Annotated in this window: 15 protein-coding genes and 1 pseudogene; 5 read left to right on the forward strand and 11 right to left on the reverse strand. The window is 73.1% G+C overall.

Annotated features, from left to right (window positions below; translation table 11 throughout):
• Positions 1–102 precede the first annotated feature (102 nt).
• The 4 genes from JGS22_RS09775 (at position 103) to mnhG (ending at position 3,359) form a co-directional block, all read left to right on the forward strand.
• Positions 103–1,758 carry a proton-conducting transporter transmembrane domain-containing protein gene (locus JGS22_RS09775; protein ID WP_211043222.1) on the forward strand — a complete coding sequence of 552 codons (1,656 nt, stop codon included), beginning with the start codon at positions 103–105 and terminating at the stop codon, positions 1,756–1,758.
• An 85-nt stretch (positions 1,759–1,843) separates the two neighbouring features.
• Positions 1,844–2,617, forward strand: a complete 774-nt coding sequence (locus JGS22_RS09780) for a Na+/H+ antiporter subunit E (RefSeq protein WP_211043224.1) — start codon at positions 1,844–1,846, stop codon at positions 2,615–2,617.
• Positions 2,614–2,880: an MrpF/PhaF family protein gene (locus JGS22_RS09785; protein ID WP_211043226.1), complete on the forward strand. Its 267-nt coding sequence runs from the start codon at positions 2,614–2,616 to the stop codon at positions 2,878–2,880. Before JGS22_RS09780 ends, JGS22_RS09785 begins: the two co-directional genes overlap by 4 nt.
• Positions 2,877–3,359, forward strand: coding sequence for a monovalent cation/H(+) antiporter subunit G (mnhG, locus tag JGS22_RS09790; protein WP_211043228.1), 483 nt, complete (start codon positions 2,877–2,879; stop codon positions 3,357–3,359). The genes JGS22_RS09785 and mnhG overlap by 4 nt, the downstream gene beginning before the upstream one ends.
• Before the next feature lie 29 nt (positions 3,360–3,388).
• On the opposite strand, the gene JGS22_RS09795 is transcribed toward mnhG, so the two are convergent.
• The 8 genes and pseudogenes from JGS22_RS09795 to pdhA form a co-directional block, all read right to left on the reverse strand.
• On the reverse strand, positions 3,389–3,736 hold the full coding sequence (locus tag JGS22_RS09795; RefSeq protein ID WP_211043230.1) for a hypothetical protein: 348 nt from the start codon (positions 3,734–3,736) through the stop codon (positions 3,389–3,391).
• A 91-nt stretch (positions 3,737–3,827) separates the two neighbouring features.
• On the reverse strand, positions 3,828–4,175 hold the full coding sequence (locus JGS22_RS09800; protein WP_216814919.1) for a hypothetical protein: 348 nt from the start codon (positions 4,173–4,175) through the stop codon (positions 3,828–3,830).
• Between the two features lie 545 nt (positions 4,176–4,720).
• Positions 4,721–5,734: pseudogene (locus tag JGS22_RS09805) on the reverse strand (potassium channel family protein); the annotation flags it as partial.
• A gap of 343 nt (positions 5,735–6,077) precedes the next feature.
• Positions 6,078–7,805 (reverse strand): molybdopterin-binding protein, encoded by a 1,728-nt coding sequence (locus JGS22_RS09810; protein ID WP_216814921.1) that lies wholly within the window; start codon positions 7,803–7,805, stop codon positions 6,078–6,080.
• A gap of 163 nt (positions 7,806–7,968) precedes the next feature.
• Entirely contained in the window at positions 7,969–8,967 is a 999-nt protein-coding gene (locus tag JGS22_RS09815) for an NTP transferase domain-containing protein (RefSeq protein WP_211043250.1), read from the reverse strand.
• Between the two features lie 470 nt (positions 8,968–9,437).
• A complete protein-coding gene (locus tag JGS22_RS09820) occupies positions 9,438–10,904 on the reverse strand; it encodes a dihydrolipoamide acetyltransferase family protein (RefSeq protein WP_211043252.1) in 1,467 nt (488 codons plus the stop codon).
• The gene (locus JGS22_RS09825; protein WP_211043254.1) at positions 10,904–11,992 is read right to left on the reverse strand and encodes an alpha-ketoacid dehydrogenase subunit beta; all 1,089 of its coding nucleotides are present in this window, start codon (positions 11,990–11,992) and stop codon (positions 10,904–10,906) included. Before JGS22_RS09825 ends, JGS22_RS09820 begins: the two co-directional genes overlap by 1 nt.
• On the reverse strand, positions 11,989–13,188 hold the full coding sequence (gene pdhA / locus JGS22_RS09830) for a pyruvate dehydrogenase (acetyl-transferring) E1 component subunit alpha (RefSeq protein WP_211043256.1): 1,200 nt from the start codon (positions 13,186–13,188) through the stop codon (positions 11,989–11,991). Before pdhA ends, JGS22_RS09825 begins: the two co-directional genes overlap by 4 nt.
• Before the next feature lie 486 nt (positions 13,189–13,674).
• Here pdhA and JGS22_RS09835 point away from each other — a divergent pair, with 486 nt between their 5' ends.
• Entirely contained in the window at positions 13,675–14,145 is a 471-nt protein-coding gene (locus JGS22_RS09835; RefSeq protein WP_211043876.1) for an Lrp/AsnC family transcriptional regulator, read from the forward strand.
• 110 nt (positions 14,146–14,255) lie between these two features.
• Here the strand turns inward: JGS22_RS09835 and JGS22_RS09840 are convergent, their stop codons facing one another.
• The 3 genes from JGS22_RS09840 to JGS22_RS09850 all read right to left on the reverse strand — a co-directional run bounded on the left by JGS22_RS09840 (position 14,256) and on the right by JGS22_RS09850 (position 17,016).
• Positions 14,256–14,675, reverse strand: coding sequence for a hypothetical protein (locus tag JGS22_RS09840; RefSeq protein WP_211039651.1), 420 nt, complete (start codon positions 14,673–14,675; stop codon positions 14,256–14,258).
• Positions 14,676–14,917: 242 nt separating this feature from the next.
• Entirely contained in the window at positions 14,918–15,505 is a 588-nt protein-coding gene (locus tag JGS22_RS09845) for a TetR/AcrR family transcriptional regulator (protein ID WP_211039652.1), read from the reverse strand.
• The gene (locus tag JGS22_RS09850; protein ID WP_211039653.1) at positions 15,502–17,016 is read right to left on the reverse strand and encodes a 3-hydroxyacyl-CoA dehydrogenase; all 1,515 of its coding nucleotides are present in this window, start codon (positions 17,014–17,016) and stop codon (positions 15,502–15,504) included. The genes JGS22_RS09845 and JGS22_RS09850 overlap by 4 nt, the downstream gene beginning before the upstream one ends.
• Positions 17,017–17,086 lie beyond the last annotated feature (70 nt).

The raw sequence follows: 17,086 nt of genomic DNA on the forward strand, positions 1-17,086 counted from the left end.
CGGCGGCGCCGGCAGTACGGGCAGTACGGGCGCCACCCCCGGCAGTACGGGCGGTGCGCCGCCGCCGGTGGACGGTACGGGCGACGGAGAGGGGGACGCACGATGAGGGCCCTGATGCTCGTCGCGCCGATCATGCTGCCGCTCATCGCGGCCGGCCTCTCGGTCGCCGTCTGGCGCCGTTCGGCGATCCAACGCGCCGTCGGCGTCGGGGTGTTGCTCGTCCTGCTGGTCGACGCCGTCGCGCTGCTGCTGCTCGCCGACCGGGACGGCGCCCAGGTGCTCGCCATCGGCGGCTGGCCCGCGCCGCTCGGCATCTCGCTGGTCGCCGACCGCACGGCGATGCTGATGCTGACGATGGCGCTGACCGTCTCGCTGGCGATCCTGCTCTTCGCCGTCGGCCAGGGCAGCGCCGAGGCGTGGTCGTCCCGTCCGGCCTTCCACCCGGCGTACCTGGTGCTGGTCGGCGGCGTCGCGCTCGCCTTCCTCACCGGCGACCTCTTCAACCTCTTCGTCGCCTTCGAGGTGATGCTCGCCGCCTCGTACGTGCTGATCAGCCTCGGGACGGACGAGAAACGCACCCAGGCCGGGATGACGTACACCATCACCTCGCTGGTGTCGTCGCTGATCTTCCTCACCGCGATCGCGCTCGTCTACGCGGCCACCGGCACCGTCAACTTCGCCGACCTCAGCATCCGGGTGCCCGAGCTCGAGGGCGGTGTGCAGGACGCGCTCAGCCTGCTGCTGCTCATCGTCTTCGGCATCAAGGCGGCGATGGTGCCGCTGCACTTCTGGCTCCCCGACAGCTATCCCACGGCGCCCGCGCCGATCACCGCGGTGCTCGCCGCGCTGCTCACCAAGGTCGGCCTCTACGCCATGGTGCGCACCCAGACGCTGATGTTCTCCCGCGACGAGAGCTGGACCCTGCTGCTCTGCCTGGCCACCGCGACGATGCTGGTCGGGGTGCTCGGGGCGGTCGCGCAGAAGGACCTCAACCGCATGCTCTCCTTCGTCCTGGTCAGCCACATCGGGTACATGCTGTTCGGCCTCGCCCTGTTCACCGCCGAGGGGTTGAGCGGCACGCTGCTGTACGCGGTGCACCACATCGCCGTGCAGGCCGCGCTCTTCCTGATCGCCGGACTCGTCGCCGGGTGGAGCGGTACCGCCGCGCTCCAGCGGCTCACTGCCGCGCCACCACCCCCGACACTGCTGGCCGGGCTTTTCCTGGTCAGCGCGATGAGCCTGGCCGGGCTGCCGCCGTTCTCCGGCTTCATCGGCAAGGTGGCGCTGCTCCAGGCCGGCGTGGACGCGGGCGGTGCGCCGACACTGCTGGTGCTCGGCGCGCTGCTGGTCACCAGCCTGCTCACGCTCTACGCGATGGCCAGGGTCTGGCGGGCCGTCTTCGCTCAGGGCCCGGACCGGCCGCCGCCGGTCTCCCGGCACGACCGCGGTACCCGCACGATGCTGGCGACCACGGCGGGCGTCGTCGCGGTCGGCATCGCCGTCGCCCTCGCCGCGGGCCCGCTCTCGCAGGTCACCGAGCGCGCGGGCGAGGACCTGCGCGACCCGGTCGTCTACCAGGAGGCCGTGCTGCCGCCCACCGGACCCTCCGACGACGATCCGAGCGGGGTCTCCTCGGGCGGCGAACGCGAACGCGGCAGCGCGGAGACGGACGGGAGCGGGGGCGACGGCGGCGACCGCGGCGACGCGGGGGAGGGCGCGTCCACCAACGGCACGGACCGACCACTGGTGCAGCGATGAACGGGCGACCGGCCGCGGCGACGTCCCACCGCGCGGCCGGCGCGACGATCCGGGAGGTACCCGCGATGAACTCGGAGACACCGCGATGAGCACCCAGACCGAGCACTCCGCCGCCGGCGGCGCCGACCCGCCCCCGGACGTCCCCGCGAACGAGGAGGACGGCCGCCCCAGCGGTGCGCTGCGCGGCCGACTCGTTCAGGTCGTCGGCCTGTTGCTGCTGTGGATCGTGCTCTGGGGATCGGTCAGCGCGGTGGTGCTGCTGTTCGGCGTGATCGTCGCCGTCGGCGTCGCGCTGCTGTGCCCGGTACCGACCACCCGGTTCGTGCTGATCAAACCCTGGCGGCTGCTCGCCCTCGCCGGCCGTACCGCCGCCCACCTCGTCAGCTCCGGGGCGACCGTCGCCTGGGAGGCGGTGCGCCACGGTCCGCGCACCCGGTCGGCCGTGGTCGCGGTGCCGCTCCAGATGGACACCGACCGACTGGTGCGCGGCGCCGTACAGCTCACCGGACTCTCGCCCGGCTCGCTGGTGCTCGAGATCGACCGGGAGCGCCGGGTGCTGTACGTGCACTCGTTGCCGGTGTGGGACGCGGAGGAGGCGGAGAAGCGGCGCTCGGAGGTGCTGGCCGCCGAGGCCGCGATCCTGCGTGCCTTCGGCGACACCGTCCCGTCCGGCGGGACGGGCGCGGGCTCCTCGCGCGCCCCCGGCCCGGGGCGGTCCGCGAGGGGCGCGGGCGGCTCGGGTGCGGGTGGTACGGGCGGTGCGGGTGGCGCGGGTACGGGTGGCGCTGCGGATGTGGAGTCGGAACCGGGGTCGTCCGGCGGGGGCGACCGGAAACGCAACGGGAGTGAGGGCTCGTGACCGTCGTCGCCATCATCGCGCTGACCATCCTCGCGGTGGCCGCGCTGCTCGTACTGATCCGGCTGCTGCGCGGCCCGCGCGTACTGGACCGCATCAACGCCGTGGACGTGCTGGTCACCCAGATCGTCGCCGGAGCGGCGGTGGCGGCGGCCGTGTGGAACTACGTCACGGTGCTGCCCGTGCTGCTCGTACTGGCCCTGCTCGGCTTCAGCGGATCCGTCGCCGCGGGCCGTCTCGTGGAGGAACGGGAGGACATGCGGTGAAAATTCTCGCCGACGTCGTCAGCGCCGTACTGCTGCTCTCCGGGGCGGTGTTCTGCCTTTCGGGCGCGATCGGGCTGCTGCGGTTCCCCGACACCCTCACCCGGCTCCAGGCGTCCGCGAAGGCGCAGTCGCTCGGGCTGGTGATGATCCTGCTGGGCGCCGCGGTGGTGGTCAGCGGCCCCTACACCGGACTGCTGCTGCTGATCGCCGCGTTCCAGCTGATGACCGCGCCCGTGACCGGGCAGATCCTGGGGCGCATCGCCTACAGCACCGACGCCGTCGACCGCTCCCTGCTGACCGCCGACGAACTCGTCGACCACAAGCACCGGTTGCGCGCAGCCGCCGCTTCCGAAGCCCGCCGCGAGACGGGCGCAGACGGACCGTACGGACCGGACGGGCCGGACGCTTCCAGTGCGGACGGGTCGGACGCCTCCGGGCCGGATGACTCCGAGGCGGGGGCGCGCGGCGGGGAGAGCTGAGGGCCGGTCGGTCGAATCAGTCGGCCGGATCAGTCGGCGAGCACCTGGAAGAGCACCACATGGGCGATCACCAGGGTCGCTCCGAGCAGCAACCAGCTGCTCACACGGTTGCGCCAGGCGAGGATCGCGCTGGTGATCGCCCCGACCGCGAGGGCCACGCCGGCCATTCCCTGCGGGCTGCCGGTGAGGCCCTCGGAGTTGTCGTCACCGGTCACCTTGGACACCGAGGCCGTCAGCTGCACCAGGGCGCAGAAGATGATGAACAGGGCGCCGCTCTCGCGCAGTCGGCGCGCACCACGCGTCTCGGTCTGCGCCGCGTCGCGGCTGTCGCCGTTGCCGTCGGGCTCGTGGGGCTGGTCGTCGCGCTGACTGTTCATGCGTCCAACCTACGTAGCCGGCGGCTCCGCCGACATTCCGAGTCGCCCTCGATACGCCCCTGTGCCCGGCCCGTTATGCCGGACGGGGGTGTCAGAGGGTGAGGAGGCGGCCGATCAGGAAGATCGCCGCGTCGACGAGCCCCGCGCACAGCAGCCATCGCACTTCGCGGTGGCGGAAGCCGCGCACCGCCCAGACGGTGGCGACCGCGGCGAGCGCCACCAGTACGGCGACAGTGAACGCCTGTACGACGATGCCGTGCTGTGACCACGACCCGGCCGTGTCGAGCGCGATGCGGCTGTAGTTGAGGGCTCCCAGCACGGCGAACAAACCGGCCAGGGTGGCCGCTCCCGACCAGGCTCGCCGGGTGATCGCGTCGTCGGGGCGGGGTGCCGGGCCGTCCGGATCCGAATGGGCGCGCGGGCCTCCGGAAGAACTCATGTGACAACGGTAGGCGGTCGGTTGAGAAGCGCGTTGGAGTCCTCGCTCGCCGAACTCTGCGCGGCGTACCAGAACCTGTCCACCGGTATGTACTCCGCGGCGATGTTCGTCCGCACGCTGCTGCTGTCGATGGGGGACGCGCTGGTCCTGCTCGCGATCGAACTCGCCGCCGGAACCGCGTTTTCCTGGACCGGTGTGGGCGCCGTTGTCGGCTACGGGCTCGCCGCGCTGGAGATTGCCCGGCTCATCAAGCTGTGGGGCGACCTCACGGAGCAGCTGACCACCGCGCAGCAGCTGGTGAACGCCGCCTCGGGCATCGTGCAGGGCGTTGGCGGGACCCTCCACAGCGGCAGGGGGCAGTGGCCGGGCAGCCACGACTGGCGCCGACGTGAGCTGCCGGTAGCCGCACAGCCGCCGGTTGAGGCGAGGCCGCGACGTCGCAACCTCCGTCGTCGCAGCCTCGCAGGCGCCCGCCACGACCACAGCCCGATCCGGCCGGTGTCCTCGTCCTCGTCGCCCATCCGCACCTTGGTCTGCGGCTGGTCGGGTCCGCTGCGCCGGATGACGACGACGCGGTCGAGCAACTGGAGCGTTTCCACCTCGGGTTCGTCGAAGTTCAGCAGGCGGTGGCCGCGGATGACGGCGACGATCAGGGCGTCGCACTCCCGCGGTGAGCGGCCCGCCTCCGCCTTGGTGACCGGGCGTTCGACGAGGCTCAGCCCGGTGCCGTAGTGCATCAGATCCTCCATCACCAGGCCCGCGCTGGGGCTGATGAGGGAGAGGCCGAGCATCCGGCCGGCGGCGCCGGAGCTGGTGATCACCGAATCCGCGCCGGACTGCTTGAGCAGCGGCACGTTCTCGTGCTCCCGGACGGCGGCGACGATGCTGAGCCCGGCGTTCATCTGCCGGGCGGTGAGCGTGACCAGTACGGCGGTGTCGTCGCGTTCGGTGGCGATGACGATCTGCCGGGCGCGGTCGGTGCGGGCGCGCTCCAGAACGCTGGAGCGCGTGGCGTCGCCGACGACACCGGCGAACCCGTCCGCGTTGGCGGCGTCGACCACCTTGGCGTTGGGGTCGACGATGACGATCTGCTCCTTCGTCATTCCGGTGGAGAGCAGCGACTCGGCGGCCGACCTGCCCTTGGTGCCGAATCCGACGATGACGGTGTGGTCACGCACGCGGGAACTCCAGTGGGACAGCCGCCACTGATGGCGGGTGCGCTCGGTCAGCACTTCCAGTGAAGTCCCGACGAGGATGATCAGGAAGAGGATGCGCAGCGGGGTGATGAGAAAGGTCGTCAGTATGCGCGCGGTGGTCGAGACGGGTGCGATGTCGCCGTAACCGGTGGTGGAGAGGGAGACGGTGACGTAGTAGAGCGAGTCCAGAAAGTTGACGTTGCCGTCGGCGTTGTCGGTGTAGCCGCTCCGGTCCAGGTAGACGATGGCGACCGCCGTGAACAGCACGATGTGGGCCATGAGCAGCCGTTTCGCCACCTGGATGAGCGGCCCGGCGAGGTGGCGGGGCAGCTGGACCCGGAAGGTGTGCTCGTCGGCGACCATCGCCCGTCTGGTGTTCCACGCGGTCACCGCCGACCAGGCGAGCAGGGGGCTGGGGAGCTTCATCACGCATCCTGAGACGGAGAACCGAGTGGGGTCGGGGACGGGAGTCGGGGTCGGGGATTCGAGGGCGGCGCCGGAGGTGTGCGGCGCCGGGGCCGGCCGGATCCCCGGAACGGCGGTCGGCGGGCCGGGGTTGGCCGGGTCGATCGGTCCGGCCGGGTTGGCCGGGTTGGCCGGTCGATCGGGTTCGGCCGGTGTCGGGGGAGCTTCGGCGGCTCCGGGACCGAGACGCGGACCGGCCGCGGCGGGCCCGGAACAGATGGCCGGAAAGCGCCCGCGCGGTTTACCGCCCGGGTAGCCGCAGCAGCACGACCGTCGAACCGGCGGACGAGGCCGCGCCGGGCGGGATCACCGCCATCGCGTCGGCGGCGGCGACGCCTCGGAGCATAGCCGGGCCGTGGTGGCGCAACGGCCGGACTCCCCCCGGGCCCTCCCGCTCGGTCACCGGGACCAGCCGGGTGTCCGTGGGATGGCCCTCGATCCGGGTCGCCAGCCGTGCGGTGGGCGGTTCGGTCTCCGGCTCGTGGTCGCCCAGTGCGTGCAGCAGCGGTTCCACGAGGGTGAGCAGCGCGGCGACGGCGGCCAGCGGGTTCCCGGGCAGCCCGACGAGATGCCGGACCGGTGGGAGGTCGTGGTCCGCCGGGACGTCGTGGTCCGGTGCGTCGGGACGCGGAGTGGCGGTGCGAGGAGTGGCGGGACGCGGAGCGGTGTTGTCGGCGGGCGGGCCGGGGTGCGGCTTTTCGGTGCGGGGCCCGTCGAATCCCGGTGCGTCGAGGCCCGTTGCGTGGAGGTCGGGTGCGTCAAGGTCCGTTGCGTGGAGGCCCGGTGCGGCGGCGTCCGGTGCGTCGGCGGGGGCCGGCTCGGCGGGGGCGCGGTCGGTACGGGGTGCGGACGGGAGCCGGGCGAGCAGCATCGGATGGCCGGGGCGCACCGCCACCGAGTCGACCAGCAGGCGTGCGCCGAGCCGCGCCAGCAGGGGCCTTACGTGGTCCATCGGGCCGCCGGCCGTACCGCCGGTGGTGAGGAGGACGTCCGCGCGGGAGGCGTCGACAGCCGTCGCCAGGGCCGCCGCGTCGTCGCCGAGGTGGCGTACGGCCAGCACCTCGGCGCCGAGTGCGGTCAGCCACGGGTCGAGCATCGGTCCGAGGGCGTCCCGAACCAGGCCGGTGGCCGGTACGCCGTCCTGAATCAACTCCGCGCCGAGCACCAGGACTTCGACACGCGGACGGCGGGTCACGTTCAACTCGTCGTGGCCGGCCGCGGCGGCGAGCCCGAGTGCCACCGGGGTGACCCGGGCGCCGGCGGGCAGCAGCAGGTCGCCGGTGCGGCACTCCTGGCCGCGCGGACGGATGTCGGTGCGGTGGTCGGCCGGTACGTGCGAACTGCCCGCGCCGCGCGGCCCGGTGCGGGCGAGCCGGTCGCCGTCGACGGTGGCGTGCTCGGTGCGCAGCACGGCCGTCGCGCCGGCCGGTACCCGGGCGCCGGTGGCGATGGCGACGGCGTACCCGTCGGCGAGCGGGGACGCCGTGACTCCCCGGTCGCCGGCCAGTACCCCCGGCGCCCCCGACCCTTCGTCGACGGGTCCGCCGACGAGTCGCCAGGGCCCCGGCCCGGCGACGGCCCAGCCGTCCATGGCCGAGGTGTCGAACGCCGGCAGATCGGTACGGGCGACCAACGGCTCGGCGAGGCTGTGGCCGAGCGCCCGGTGCAGCGGCAGCGTCAACGCACCGCCGGCGCGTGCCGCCCGCCGGGCGCGGGATCTGGCGGCGGCCCAACTCACCGCGGTCGGGCCGTCTCCGGAGGCCGCGGCGGAGGTACGGCGCTCACCACCGGGCGTACCCGCCGTACCGGGCGTACCCGCCGTACCGGGCGTACCCGCCGTACCGGGCGTACCGGCGGCGGTGGGTGTGCCGCGGGAGGCGGGGCGCGACGCGGCGGGGCGTGGCCGAGCGGCGCTGTTGGCGAGGGCGAGGGCGTCGTCGAAGTCGTCGGAGGAGTCGAAGCGGTTCATGGTGTGCTGCGTTCCGATCTGACCGTCGCGTTGCTGGGGTTCGGGTGCGGGCGGTGGCGGGCGCGGAGCCCGTCGGCCCGCGCCGGCCCGCGGCGCGCGGGCAGCGTGGGGCGTACGAGCGGCGCGCGGGCCGGTGGTGCGGGCGTACCGGTGGCGCGGGTGGTCAGTCCGGGGGTTCCTGGGGAGTGGGGCTCTGGACACCGGCGAGACTGTCCGTGCCGGTCGACCCGCCCGGCTCGTCCGTCTCGTCTGTGCCGCTCGGCTCGTCCGTCCCGCCGGGCTCGTCCGTCTCGTTCTTCTCGTTCGCCTCCTGCTCCTCGCTCCAGCGTTCGGCGAGTGCCGCGGCGCGCAGGGCGGCCTGGGCGATGTCCTCGGTGGTGCCGCCGCTGCGGGCGGCGGCGTAACCGATCAGAAAGGTCGTCAACGGCGCGGCGGGCCTGGTGACGGAGTGGGCGGCGTCCCTGGCGAGGTCGAGGAGCATTGCCTGATCCACGTCGAGGTCGAGTTCGAGTTCCGCTTTCAGCGCGGCGATCCATTCGTCCAACATCCGCCCATGCTCTCTGATGTGTCCACGGGCCGCCGCCAGGTCGTTCCAGGTGTCGCAGTCCGCGGTGTCCGGCGGGCCGCCGGCCGGGTCGGCGTGTGCGGGCAACGGGACGCGGGCGACGGCCAGTTCGGGAACGATCAGGCGCAGCGGGAGGTGGTCGAGACGACCGTGTTCGGCGGCGAGCAGGGCGAGTTCGCGCTCCAGTGGTTCGCGGTGGTACGCCGCCAGCAGCGGCTGGTCGCGTCCGTCCGCGGGATCGTGGGCGAGCGCCGCCTCCGCGCCGTCGGTGCACAGGCCGTGCAGCAGCGCCGCCACCGTCACCGGCCGCAGGAACGGCAGATCGGCGCTGAGCACGAGCAGTGTCGGCGCGGTGCTGGCCCGCAGTCCCGCGTCCAGCGCGGCCAGCGGGCCTGCGCCGGGACGCCGCTCACGGGTCCACTCCACCGGTCGGCGGGTCGGTCTGCGCGGACCGACCACCACAGTGCGGGCGGCGTCCGCGCAGGCGGCCAGGGTGCGATCGAGCAGAGTGCGTCCACCGACGGTCAGCGCGGGCTTGTCCGCCCCGCCGAGCCGACGAGCGCGTCCGCCTGCGATGACGAGGGCGTCGTAGGTCACGGACCGAGCGTACGGTCAGCCCGGCGCGTACGGATGTCGCCCTCCGCACAGTGCCCCTCCGCGCGCGGTGGCCAGGCCGACGCGTGCCGCGAACCGCGTGCCGCGAACCGCGTGCCGCGAACCGCGTGCCGTCCGGCGTCCGGCGGCCCGGGAGGCCCACATCGCTCGGGCCCGTGAACCGCGCTGGGCACGCGGCCCGTGCGGTACCGGTGAACCGTGCGGGACCCGCAACCGAGGGAAGGCGGGCGGCTCTTCGGCCCGCGACACCTCCCGACGCAGCGCGGAGGGCCGGGGCACACGGCGCACCGCCCCGGCCCTCCGCGCTGCGTCGGGGCGCACCGAACCGCCCGTCGCGTACCGCCCCGCCGTCGCGATCACGACGTATCGGGACGCGCCACACCTGTCCGGTGCCTGCCGGACCGGCCGACGCCGTCCGGACCGGGCCGTCGCGTCGGGATCGGCCCGGCCGGTCACAGGGTGCGCAGCAGGGTGGCGGGTTGCTCGACGCAGTCGGCCACGTACCGCAGGAAGCCGCCCGCCGTACCGCCGTCGCAGACACGGTGGTCGAAGGTGAACGACAGCTGCACCACGTGACGCACCGCCAACTCGCCCTCGTGCACCCACGGTTTCTCGACAATGCGGCCGACACCGAGCATCGCGGCCTCGGGGTGGTTGATGATCGGTGTGGAGCCGTCCACTCCGAAGACCCCGTAATTGTTCAACGTGAAGGTGCCGCCTGTGAGTTGGGCCGGTGCGAGCCGGCCGGCGCGGGCGGCCTCGGTGAGCCGGCCCATTTCGGCGGTGACGCCCTCGGCGCCGAGGGTGTGGGCGTCGCGCACCACCGGCACCACCAGTCCGCGTTCGGTCTGCGCGGCGAAGCCGAGGTGTACGGCGTCGTGCCGGACGATCTCGCGGGCGTCCGCGTCCACCGAGGCGTTGAGCTCCGGGTACCGCGTGAGCGCGGCGACGCAGATCCGGCCGAGCAGCGCGAGCAGCGAGATCTTCGGGCCGTCGACGGCGTTCATGGCCCGGCGGGCGGCGAGGAGTTCGGTCGCGTCGGCGTCGACCCAGGTCGTCGCGTCGGGGATCTCGCGCCGGCTGCGCGAGAGCTTGTCGGCGACCGCTCCGCGCACGCCCTTGAGCGGTACGCGCTCGCCGGTGAAGGACGCGGATACGGTCGCGGCGGTGTTCGGGCTCGCGGCGGTGACCGGCTCGGGGTGCGGGTGGGTGGTGGCCGCCTGCACGGCCGCGGTGCGCAGGACGTCGGCGCGCATGATCAGCCCGTCCGGGCCGGTGCCCGCCACGGTGCGCAGGTCGACCTGCTGCTCGCGGGCGAGTCGCCGCACCAGCGGTGAGATGACCGGTACCGGGACGTCGCCGTGGACGGGTGCGTGCGGCGCTCCCGGCGCGGGCTGCGGCGGGCGCACCGGCCCGGGTACGGATCGCGCCGGTGCGGGCGCGACCGGACCGCCTCCCGTACGTCCGGTCGGACCGGCCGCGGGACGGCGGCGCCTGCGGGGCGCCGTGCTGGTCCCGTAGCCGACGAGCACGTTGCCCGATCCTTCGTCCGCGCCGGAGGAGCCCTGAGCCGAAGAGGCACTCTCCGGGGCGTCACGGCCCGGTGCGGCGGAGCCGCCGGTTGCCGGGCCGGGGTCGGCAGCGGGCGCCGCCGTGGGCGCGGTGCCCGCGGCGATCGACGAGGCGACCGTCACCAGCGGTGCGCCGACGGGTATCTCCTGGCCCTCCTCGCCGTACCGCGCGGTGACCACCCCGCCGTACGGGCAGGGCACCTCGACCATGGCCTTGGCGGTCTCCACCTCGACGACCGGCTGGTCGACGGCGACCACGTCGCCGACCTCCACCAGCCAGCGGGCGATCTCCGCCTCCGTCAACCCCTCGCCCAGATCGGGCAGTTTGAACTCGCGCACCTCGGCCATCAGCGCCCGTCTCCCTCGGCTCGACCAGGCCCTGCGGCCCGCTCCCCACTCTCGGTCCAGCGGGACTCCCACTGCAACCGGTCGACGGCATCCAGAATGCGGTCCACACCGGGCAGATGGTGCCGCTCCAACATCGGTGGCGGATACGGGATGTCAAAACCGGCCACTCTCAGGACCGGCGCTTCCAGATGGTGGAAGCAGCGTTCGGTGACACGGGCGGCGATCTCCCCGCCGGGACCGCCGAAACCGGTCGACTCGTGCACCACCACGGCCCGTCCGGTGCGCCGTACGGACTCGCAGACCGTCGCGTCGTCGAACGGCACCAGCGAACGCAGGTCGACGACCTCCAGCTCCACCCCGTCCTCGGCCGCCGCCTCGGCGGCCTCCAGACAGACCGGGACGGACGGCCCGTACGTCAGCAGCGTCGCCGAGGTGCCGGGACGGCGTACGACGGCCCGGCCTGCGGGCGGTACGGCGCTCGGGGCGTCCGGATTCCAGTCGCTGCGCGACCAGTAGAGACGTTTCGGCTCCAGGAAGACCACGGGGTCGTCGGAGGCGATCGCCTCGCGGAGCATCCCGTACGCGTCCTCGACCGTCGCCGGAGTGTAGACGTGCAGACCGGGTGTCGCCAGGTAGTACGCCTCGGACGAGTCGCTGTGGTGCTCGACGCCGCCGATGCCGCCGCCGTAGGGAATGCGCACGGTCAGCGGCAGCGGCATGGTGCCCCTGGTGCGGTTGCGGTGCCGCGAGACGTGCGAGACGAGCTGTTCGAAGGCCGGGTAGGCGAACGCGTCGAACTGCATCTCCACGACCGGCCGCAGCCCGTACATCGCCATGCCGACCGCGCTGCCGAGGATGCCCGCCTCCGCCAGCGGGGTGTCGGTGCACCGCTGGGGGCCGAACTCCTCGGCCAGCCCGTCGGTGACCCGGAAGACGCCGCCCAGCGTGCCGACGTCCTCGCCGAGCACGTGGACGCTCGGGTCCTCGGCCATCGCGTCGCGCATCGCCCGGGTGAGTGCCTGCGCCATCGTCGCCGGTTTGCGCGCCGCCGCCGTGCCGCGCCTGCGTTCCGCCGCTGCCGTGCTCATCGGCCCTCTCCCCGCCCGGCCCCGCCGTGCTGCGCGTGCTGCTGTCCGCCGTGCTGCCCGTCGTCGGTGGTCTCCGCGTCCGCCTCCGCCGCCGCCAGCTCGGCCCGCAACTGCTCGGCCTGCTCGCGGAGTTGAGTGGTCTGTTCGGCGTAGACGTGGGTGAAGAGGGACATCGGGTCCAGCACCGGATCGGCGTTCATCCGCTCCCGCAGATCCGCCGCCATCTCCTCGGCGGCGTCCTTCGCCCGGCGTACGCCCTCCTCGTCCAGCTCGCCGCGCTCGGTCAACTCCCGCTCCAGCAGGGCGATCGGGTCGTGTTCGCGCCAGGCCGCCAGCTCCGCCTCCGCCCGGTAGCGGGTGGCGTCGTCCGCGTTGGTGTGCGCCTCCATGCGGTACGTCACCGCCTCGACGAGCGTGGGGCCCTCCCCCGCGCGCGCCCGCTCCACGGCCTCCTGGAGCACTTCGTGCACCGCCGCCGCGTCGTTTCCGTCCACCAGCCGGCCGGGCATCCCGTACCCGACCGCCTTGTGCGCCAGCGTCGGCGCCGCGGACTGCTTCTCCAGCGGCACCGAGATCGCGAAGCCGTTGTTCTGGACCAGGAAGACGACCGGGGCCTGCCAGACGGCGGCGAAGTTCAGTGCCTCGTGGAAGTCCCCCTCGCTCGTACCGCCGTCGCCGACCATCGCCAGCGCCACCACGTCGTCGCCCTTGATCCGGGCGGCGTGCGCCAGCCCCACGGCGTGCGGCAACTGGGTCGCCAGCGGAGTGGACAGCGGCGCGACGCGGTGCTCGTACGGGTCGTACCCGGTGTGCCAGTCGCCGCGCAGCAGGGTCAGCGCGTGCACGGGGTCCACGCCCCGCGCGACCACCGAGAGCGTGTCGCGGTAGCTGGGGAAGAGCCAGTCCTGCTCGCGCAGCGCCAGCGCCGCGGCGACCTCGCACGCCTCCTGGCCCACCGAGGAGGGGTAGACCGCCAGCCGTCCCTGTTTGGTGAGCGCGGTCGCCTGGTGGTTGTACCGGCGCCCGCGCACCAGCTGCTCGTACAGCTCGCGCAGCAGCCGCGGGTCCAGCTCCGCACCGGTGCCCAGCAGCCGGTACGGGCTCGCGTCGGGTAGCAGGGGGGCGGCGTCCTTGCGGGGCTGCCAGGCGGGCGGCGGTGCGGGGCGGTAGGCACCTCGCTGCTCTAGCACCGTCATGTCGAGCACACCTCCGGGTCGGGCGGGGCGGGCGTCAGCCGTACGGCCCGCACTGTGTTCGGCTGCCCGGCCGCGCGGGTGCGGCGGCGGGCTGTCGGTTCTGTGCGTGTCTCCGCGTGCGCCGGGTGTCCACTGTGGTCACACACCGGGGCCGTCGGCCCGCCGGAGGCGGGGTGGTCGGAAGGTCGGCGAGTGGGGATCGTGGCCACCGGGAACCGAAGCGCTCGGGGAACCGCGGAAACGGAAGAGTCGGGCAGGGATGTGTGTCGTCGGCAGCGTCGTCGGGGGACAGAACGAGTACGTGTGCACGGACCGGTACCGGCACCGGTCCGGCGGGCGGTCGGGACCGCGAACGCGTGTGCGCTCTCCCTACCGATTGTTCGCTCCGGAGTGCATTCTGGCTACAGGTGCGGTCCGCCTGTAGACAGTTGGCCACGGCGGACGTGAGATGTCGGCAGGACGTCCAGCGAAGGGAGGTGGGAAGGCATGACCGATGAACAGATGGCCCCCAGGCCGCTCGATCCCGTCGACCGGGAGATCGTCCGGCTGCTCCAGAAGGACGGCCGGGCCTCGATCCGGTCCGTCGCGGAGGAGGTGCACGTCTCCCGCGCCAACGCCTACACCCGGATCAACCGCCTCATCGCGGACGGTGTGATCCGCGGCTTCAGCGCCCGCATCGACCACGAACGCGCCGGGCAGGGGGCATCCGCGTACATCACGCTCAAGATCGTCCAGGACTCCTGGCGCAGCGTGCGCGAGCAGCTGGAGCAGTTGCCCGGCGCCACTCATCTCGCCCTGGTCAGCGGCGACTTCGACGTACTGCTGCTGGTCCACACCGTCGACAACCGCGCCCTGCGCGAGCTGGTGCTGACCCGTATCCAGTCCATCCCCGGAGTCCTGAGCACCCGCACCCTGCTGGTCTTCGAGGAGACCGACCTCGACCCGACCGACCAGTAGCCGCCCGGCCGCGTACGGCCCCGACCCGCGTACCGCACGTCGCGTGCGGCGCCCCGCACGCCGCACGCCCGGCGGCCGAGGGGCGGGCGGGGCCCGGACGGTGGGGGTGGCTACAGCGTCCAGCCGCCGCTGTGGCGGGGCGGGGTGCCGCCGTTGCGCTTGCGTTCCTCGGCGGCGCGCTCCTCACGGAGTTCGCGTTCCTGCTGCTCGTGGTCGCGTTGTCCCTGTGCCGCCAGTTCCGCGCGTTCGGAGTCGGAGAGTTCTTCCCACTTCTCCTTGAACGGCTGCATTCCCTGGACGAGTGCCTCGGAGTACGCGGGCACGGTGACCGCCTGGCGGAGGCCGATACGTCCGGAAAGTACCTCTCGGGCCATTTCCTGGGTGGTCTCTCCCGCTCCGCCCTCGGCGAGTTTTTCGAGCGTGAGTCGCAGGTTTCTGGCGCCCACCGGATCGTTCTGGGCGAACTCCAGGAAATCGTCGTCGCCGAGCCACTGCTCGTCGTTTCCCCGGCCCTTGTTCTGGCTTTCCAAGATCTTTCCCGTCCGCGATGGTCCCCCGGTCGAGGGGCAAGGCTATCGGGGTGGGCTGAACGGCCGACGAGGGAGTGAGAGAGGTGCGGTGATGTCGGGCGTTCCGGCCGGGTCCGGAATGCGTGCTCGATCCGGTGAAGCTGTGGTGCACCGAATCGCCCGCCTCGACGTCGTGTCGACCGAGTGCCGACTGCCGATGCGCTCCGGCCGGTGCGGGGTGCACCGCCGGGAGGGTCGGGGCGTCAGGTGCGCAGGCCGGCGAAGGCGAGCTTGACGACTGCCTCGGCGACCTCTTCGCGGGCGGAGACGGAGCCGAGTTCGGGGCGGTACCACTCCACGATCGAGTTGATCATTCCGAAGAGCAGCCGGGTCGCCAGCCTGAGGTCGACGTCGGCGCGCAGATCGCCGTCCGCGGCGGCGTGCTTGAGGAGTTCGGCGACCTGGTGGTCGAACTCGCGACGTCGCGCCATCGCCCAGCGTTCGGTGTCGGTGTTGCCGTGTACGCGCAACAGGAGGGTGACGTACGGGAGTTCGGCCATCAGCACCTCGGCCGTACGCCGTGTCACGTACTCCAGGCGTACGACGGGGCGGCCCTCGCCGGCGCCCGGTTCCTCCAGGATCGCGAAGAGCCCGTCCAGGGCGCGGCTGAGCGCGCGGCGCAGCAACTCGTCCTTGCTGCGCACATGGTGGTAGATCGAGGACTTGGAGATACCGGCCGCCTTGGACAGATGCTCCATCGAAGTGCCGTCGTAGCCGCGTTCGTTGAACACCTGCACCGCGACGGTGAGCAGCGAGTCCGGGGTGTAGGTGTCGCGCTTGGGCATGGTCATGATTCTGCGCTCCTTCGCCGGAGCAGGGCACGGGAGGGTGCGTAACGGCCCGTCGGATGCCCGGTGTGCAGATTGCGCAGCACGTCGACGGTCCACTCCCAGCCGAGGGCGGCGCCCCAATCGAGTGGCCCGCGCGGGTAGTTGACGCCCAGCCGCATGGCGGTGTCGACGTCCTCGGGGGTGCCGATTCCGCGTCCGGCCGCGTCGGCGGCGAAGTCGACCAGCATCGCGACCGTGCGGGCGACGATCATTCCCGGTGCCGGTTCGATGACGCTGACGCGCTTGCCGAGTGCCTGGAACAGGCCGATGGCCTCGGCCAGTTCGGACGCCGTCACGGTGTCGGCGGGGGCGAGCGCGATACGGGTGGCGGTGCGGTAGTCGAGCGCGAGGTCGAAGTGGATGTCCCGGCCCTCGGGGGTGCGGCCGTCGGCCGGGCACAGCCGTCCGCCGCCGGGCAGCAGCAGCCAACCCCCGTACGGATGTGGGGTGTTGGGCTCCGGCGGCGTCGCCCGGTCGACCGGGATGCCGGCCTCGGCGAGGAGGTCGGGCAGCAGAGCGGCCGGGCCGAGTCCGCCGTGGACGCCGACCCTGTCGGGCGGGGGGCAGGGTCGCGCGGTCTGCGGTTCGGGCCGTACGGCGTGCTCGCCGTGGTCGTACCAGCCCCGCCCGGACTTGGCGCCCAGCCGGCCGGACTGCACCAGGCGGCGCTGGGCGAGGGACGGGGTGAACTTCACGTCCTGGAAGAAGGACTCCCACACGCTCCGGGTGACGGACTCGTTGACGTCCTGCCCGATGAGGTCGGTGAGTTCGAACGGGCCCATCCGGAAGCCGCCGCTCTCGCGCAGCACCGCGTCGAGTGTGGCGGGGGAGGCGACCCGCTCCTCGTGGAGGCGGAAGGACTCGGCGTAGTAGGGACGTGCGACCCGGTTGACCAGGAAGCCGGGGGTGTCGGCGCAGCGCACCGGGGTCTTGCCCCAGGCGGCGGCGAGCCGGTGCGCGCGGTCGGCGGCGGCCGGGTCGGTGGCGTGTCCGCTCACCACCTCCACCAGCGGGAGCAGCGGCGCCGGGTTGAAGAAGTGCAGTCCGAGGAAGCGCCCGGGGCGGCGCAGTGCGCCCGCGACGGCGGTGACCGAGAGGGAGGAGGTGTTGGTCGCGAGCAGGCAGTCGTCGGCGACGATCTGCTCCAGAGCGGTGAACAGCTGCTGTTTCGCGCCCAGTTCCTCCAGTACGGCCTCCACGACCAGCTCGGCGTCGGCGAGTTGCGTCATGTCGGAGGAGTCCGGGACGGGGTGCAGCCGGCCGGCGGCCTCGGTGCGCTCCGGCTCGCTCAGCCGGCCCTTCTCGACCAGCCGGTCGAGCCGTCGGCCGATCGCCCCGGCGGCCTCGGCGGCGCGACCGGGCGCCACGTCGTGCAGCCGTACGCGATGGCCGGCCAGCAGCGCGACCTGGGCGATGCCCTGCCCCATCGTGCCGGTGCCGACGACCGCGACCGTGCCGAGCGTGCCCTGCATCCTGCCCCCTGATGTCCTCGTGTCGACGGGTCTCGTGGCGACGGGTCTCGTGCCGGCCGTCCCGGTGGCG

Origin of the sequence: Streptomyces tardus (assembly GCF_018101125.2) — a bacterium.
GTDB lineage: Bacteria > Actinomycetota > Actinomycetes > Streptomycetales > Streptomycetaceae > Streptomyces > Streptomyces tardus.

Coding starts and splice junctions, on each gene's coding strand:
- JGS22_RS09775 (WP_211043222.1), top strand. CDS start 103: ATGAGGGCCCTGATGCTCGTCGCGCCGATCATGCTGCCGCTCATCGCG.
- JGS22_RS09780 (WP_211043224.1), top strand. CDS start 1,844: ATGAGCACCCAGACCGAGCACTCCGCCGCCGGCGGCGCCGACCCGCCC.
- JGS22_RS09795 (WP_211043230.1), bottom strand. CDS start 3,736: ATGAACAGTCAGCGCGACGACCAGCCCCACGAGCCCGACGGCAACGGC.
- JGS22_RS09800 (WP_216814919.1), bottom strand. CDS start 4,175: ATGAGTTCTTCCGGAGGCCCGCGCGCCCATTCGGATCCGGACGGCCCG.
- JGS22_RS09810 (WP_216814921.1), bottom strand. CDS start 7,805: ATGAACCGCTTCGACTCCTCCGACGACTTCGACGACGCCCTCGCCCTC.
- JGS22_RS09820 (WP_211043252.1), bottom strand. CDS start 10,904: ATGGCCGAGGTGCGCGAGTTCAAACTGCCCGATCTGGGCGAGGGGTTG.
- JGS22_RS09825 (WP_211043254.1), bottom strand. CDS start 11,992: ATGAGCACGGCAGCGGCGGAACGCAGGCGCGGCACGGCGGCGGCGCGC.
- pdhA (WP_211043256.1), bottom strand. CDS start 13,188: ATGACGGTGCTAGAGCAGCGAGGTGCCTACCGCCCCGCACCGCCGCCC.
- JGS22_RS09835 (WP_211043876.1), top strand. CDS start 13,675: ATGACCGATGAACAGATGGCCCCCAGGCCGCTCGATCCCGTCGACCGG.
- JGS22_RS09845 (WP_211039652.1), bottom strand. CDS start 15,505: ATGACCATGCCCAAGCGCGACACCTACACCCCGGACTCGCTGCTCACC.
- JGS22_RS09850 (WP_211039653.1), bottom strand. CDS start 17,016: ATGCAGGGCACGCTCGGCACGGTCGCGGTCGTCGGCACCGGCACGATG.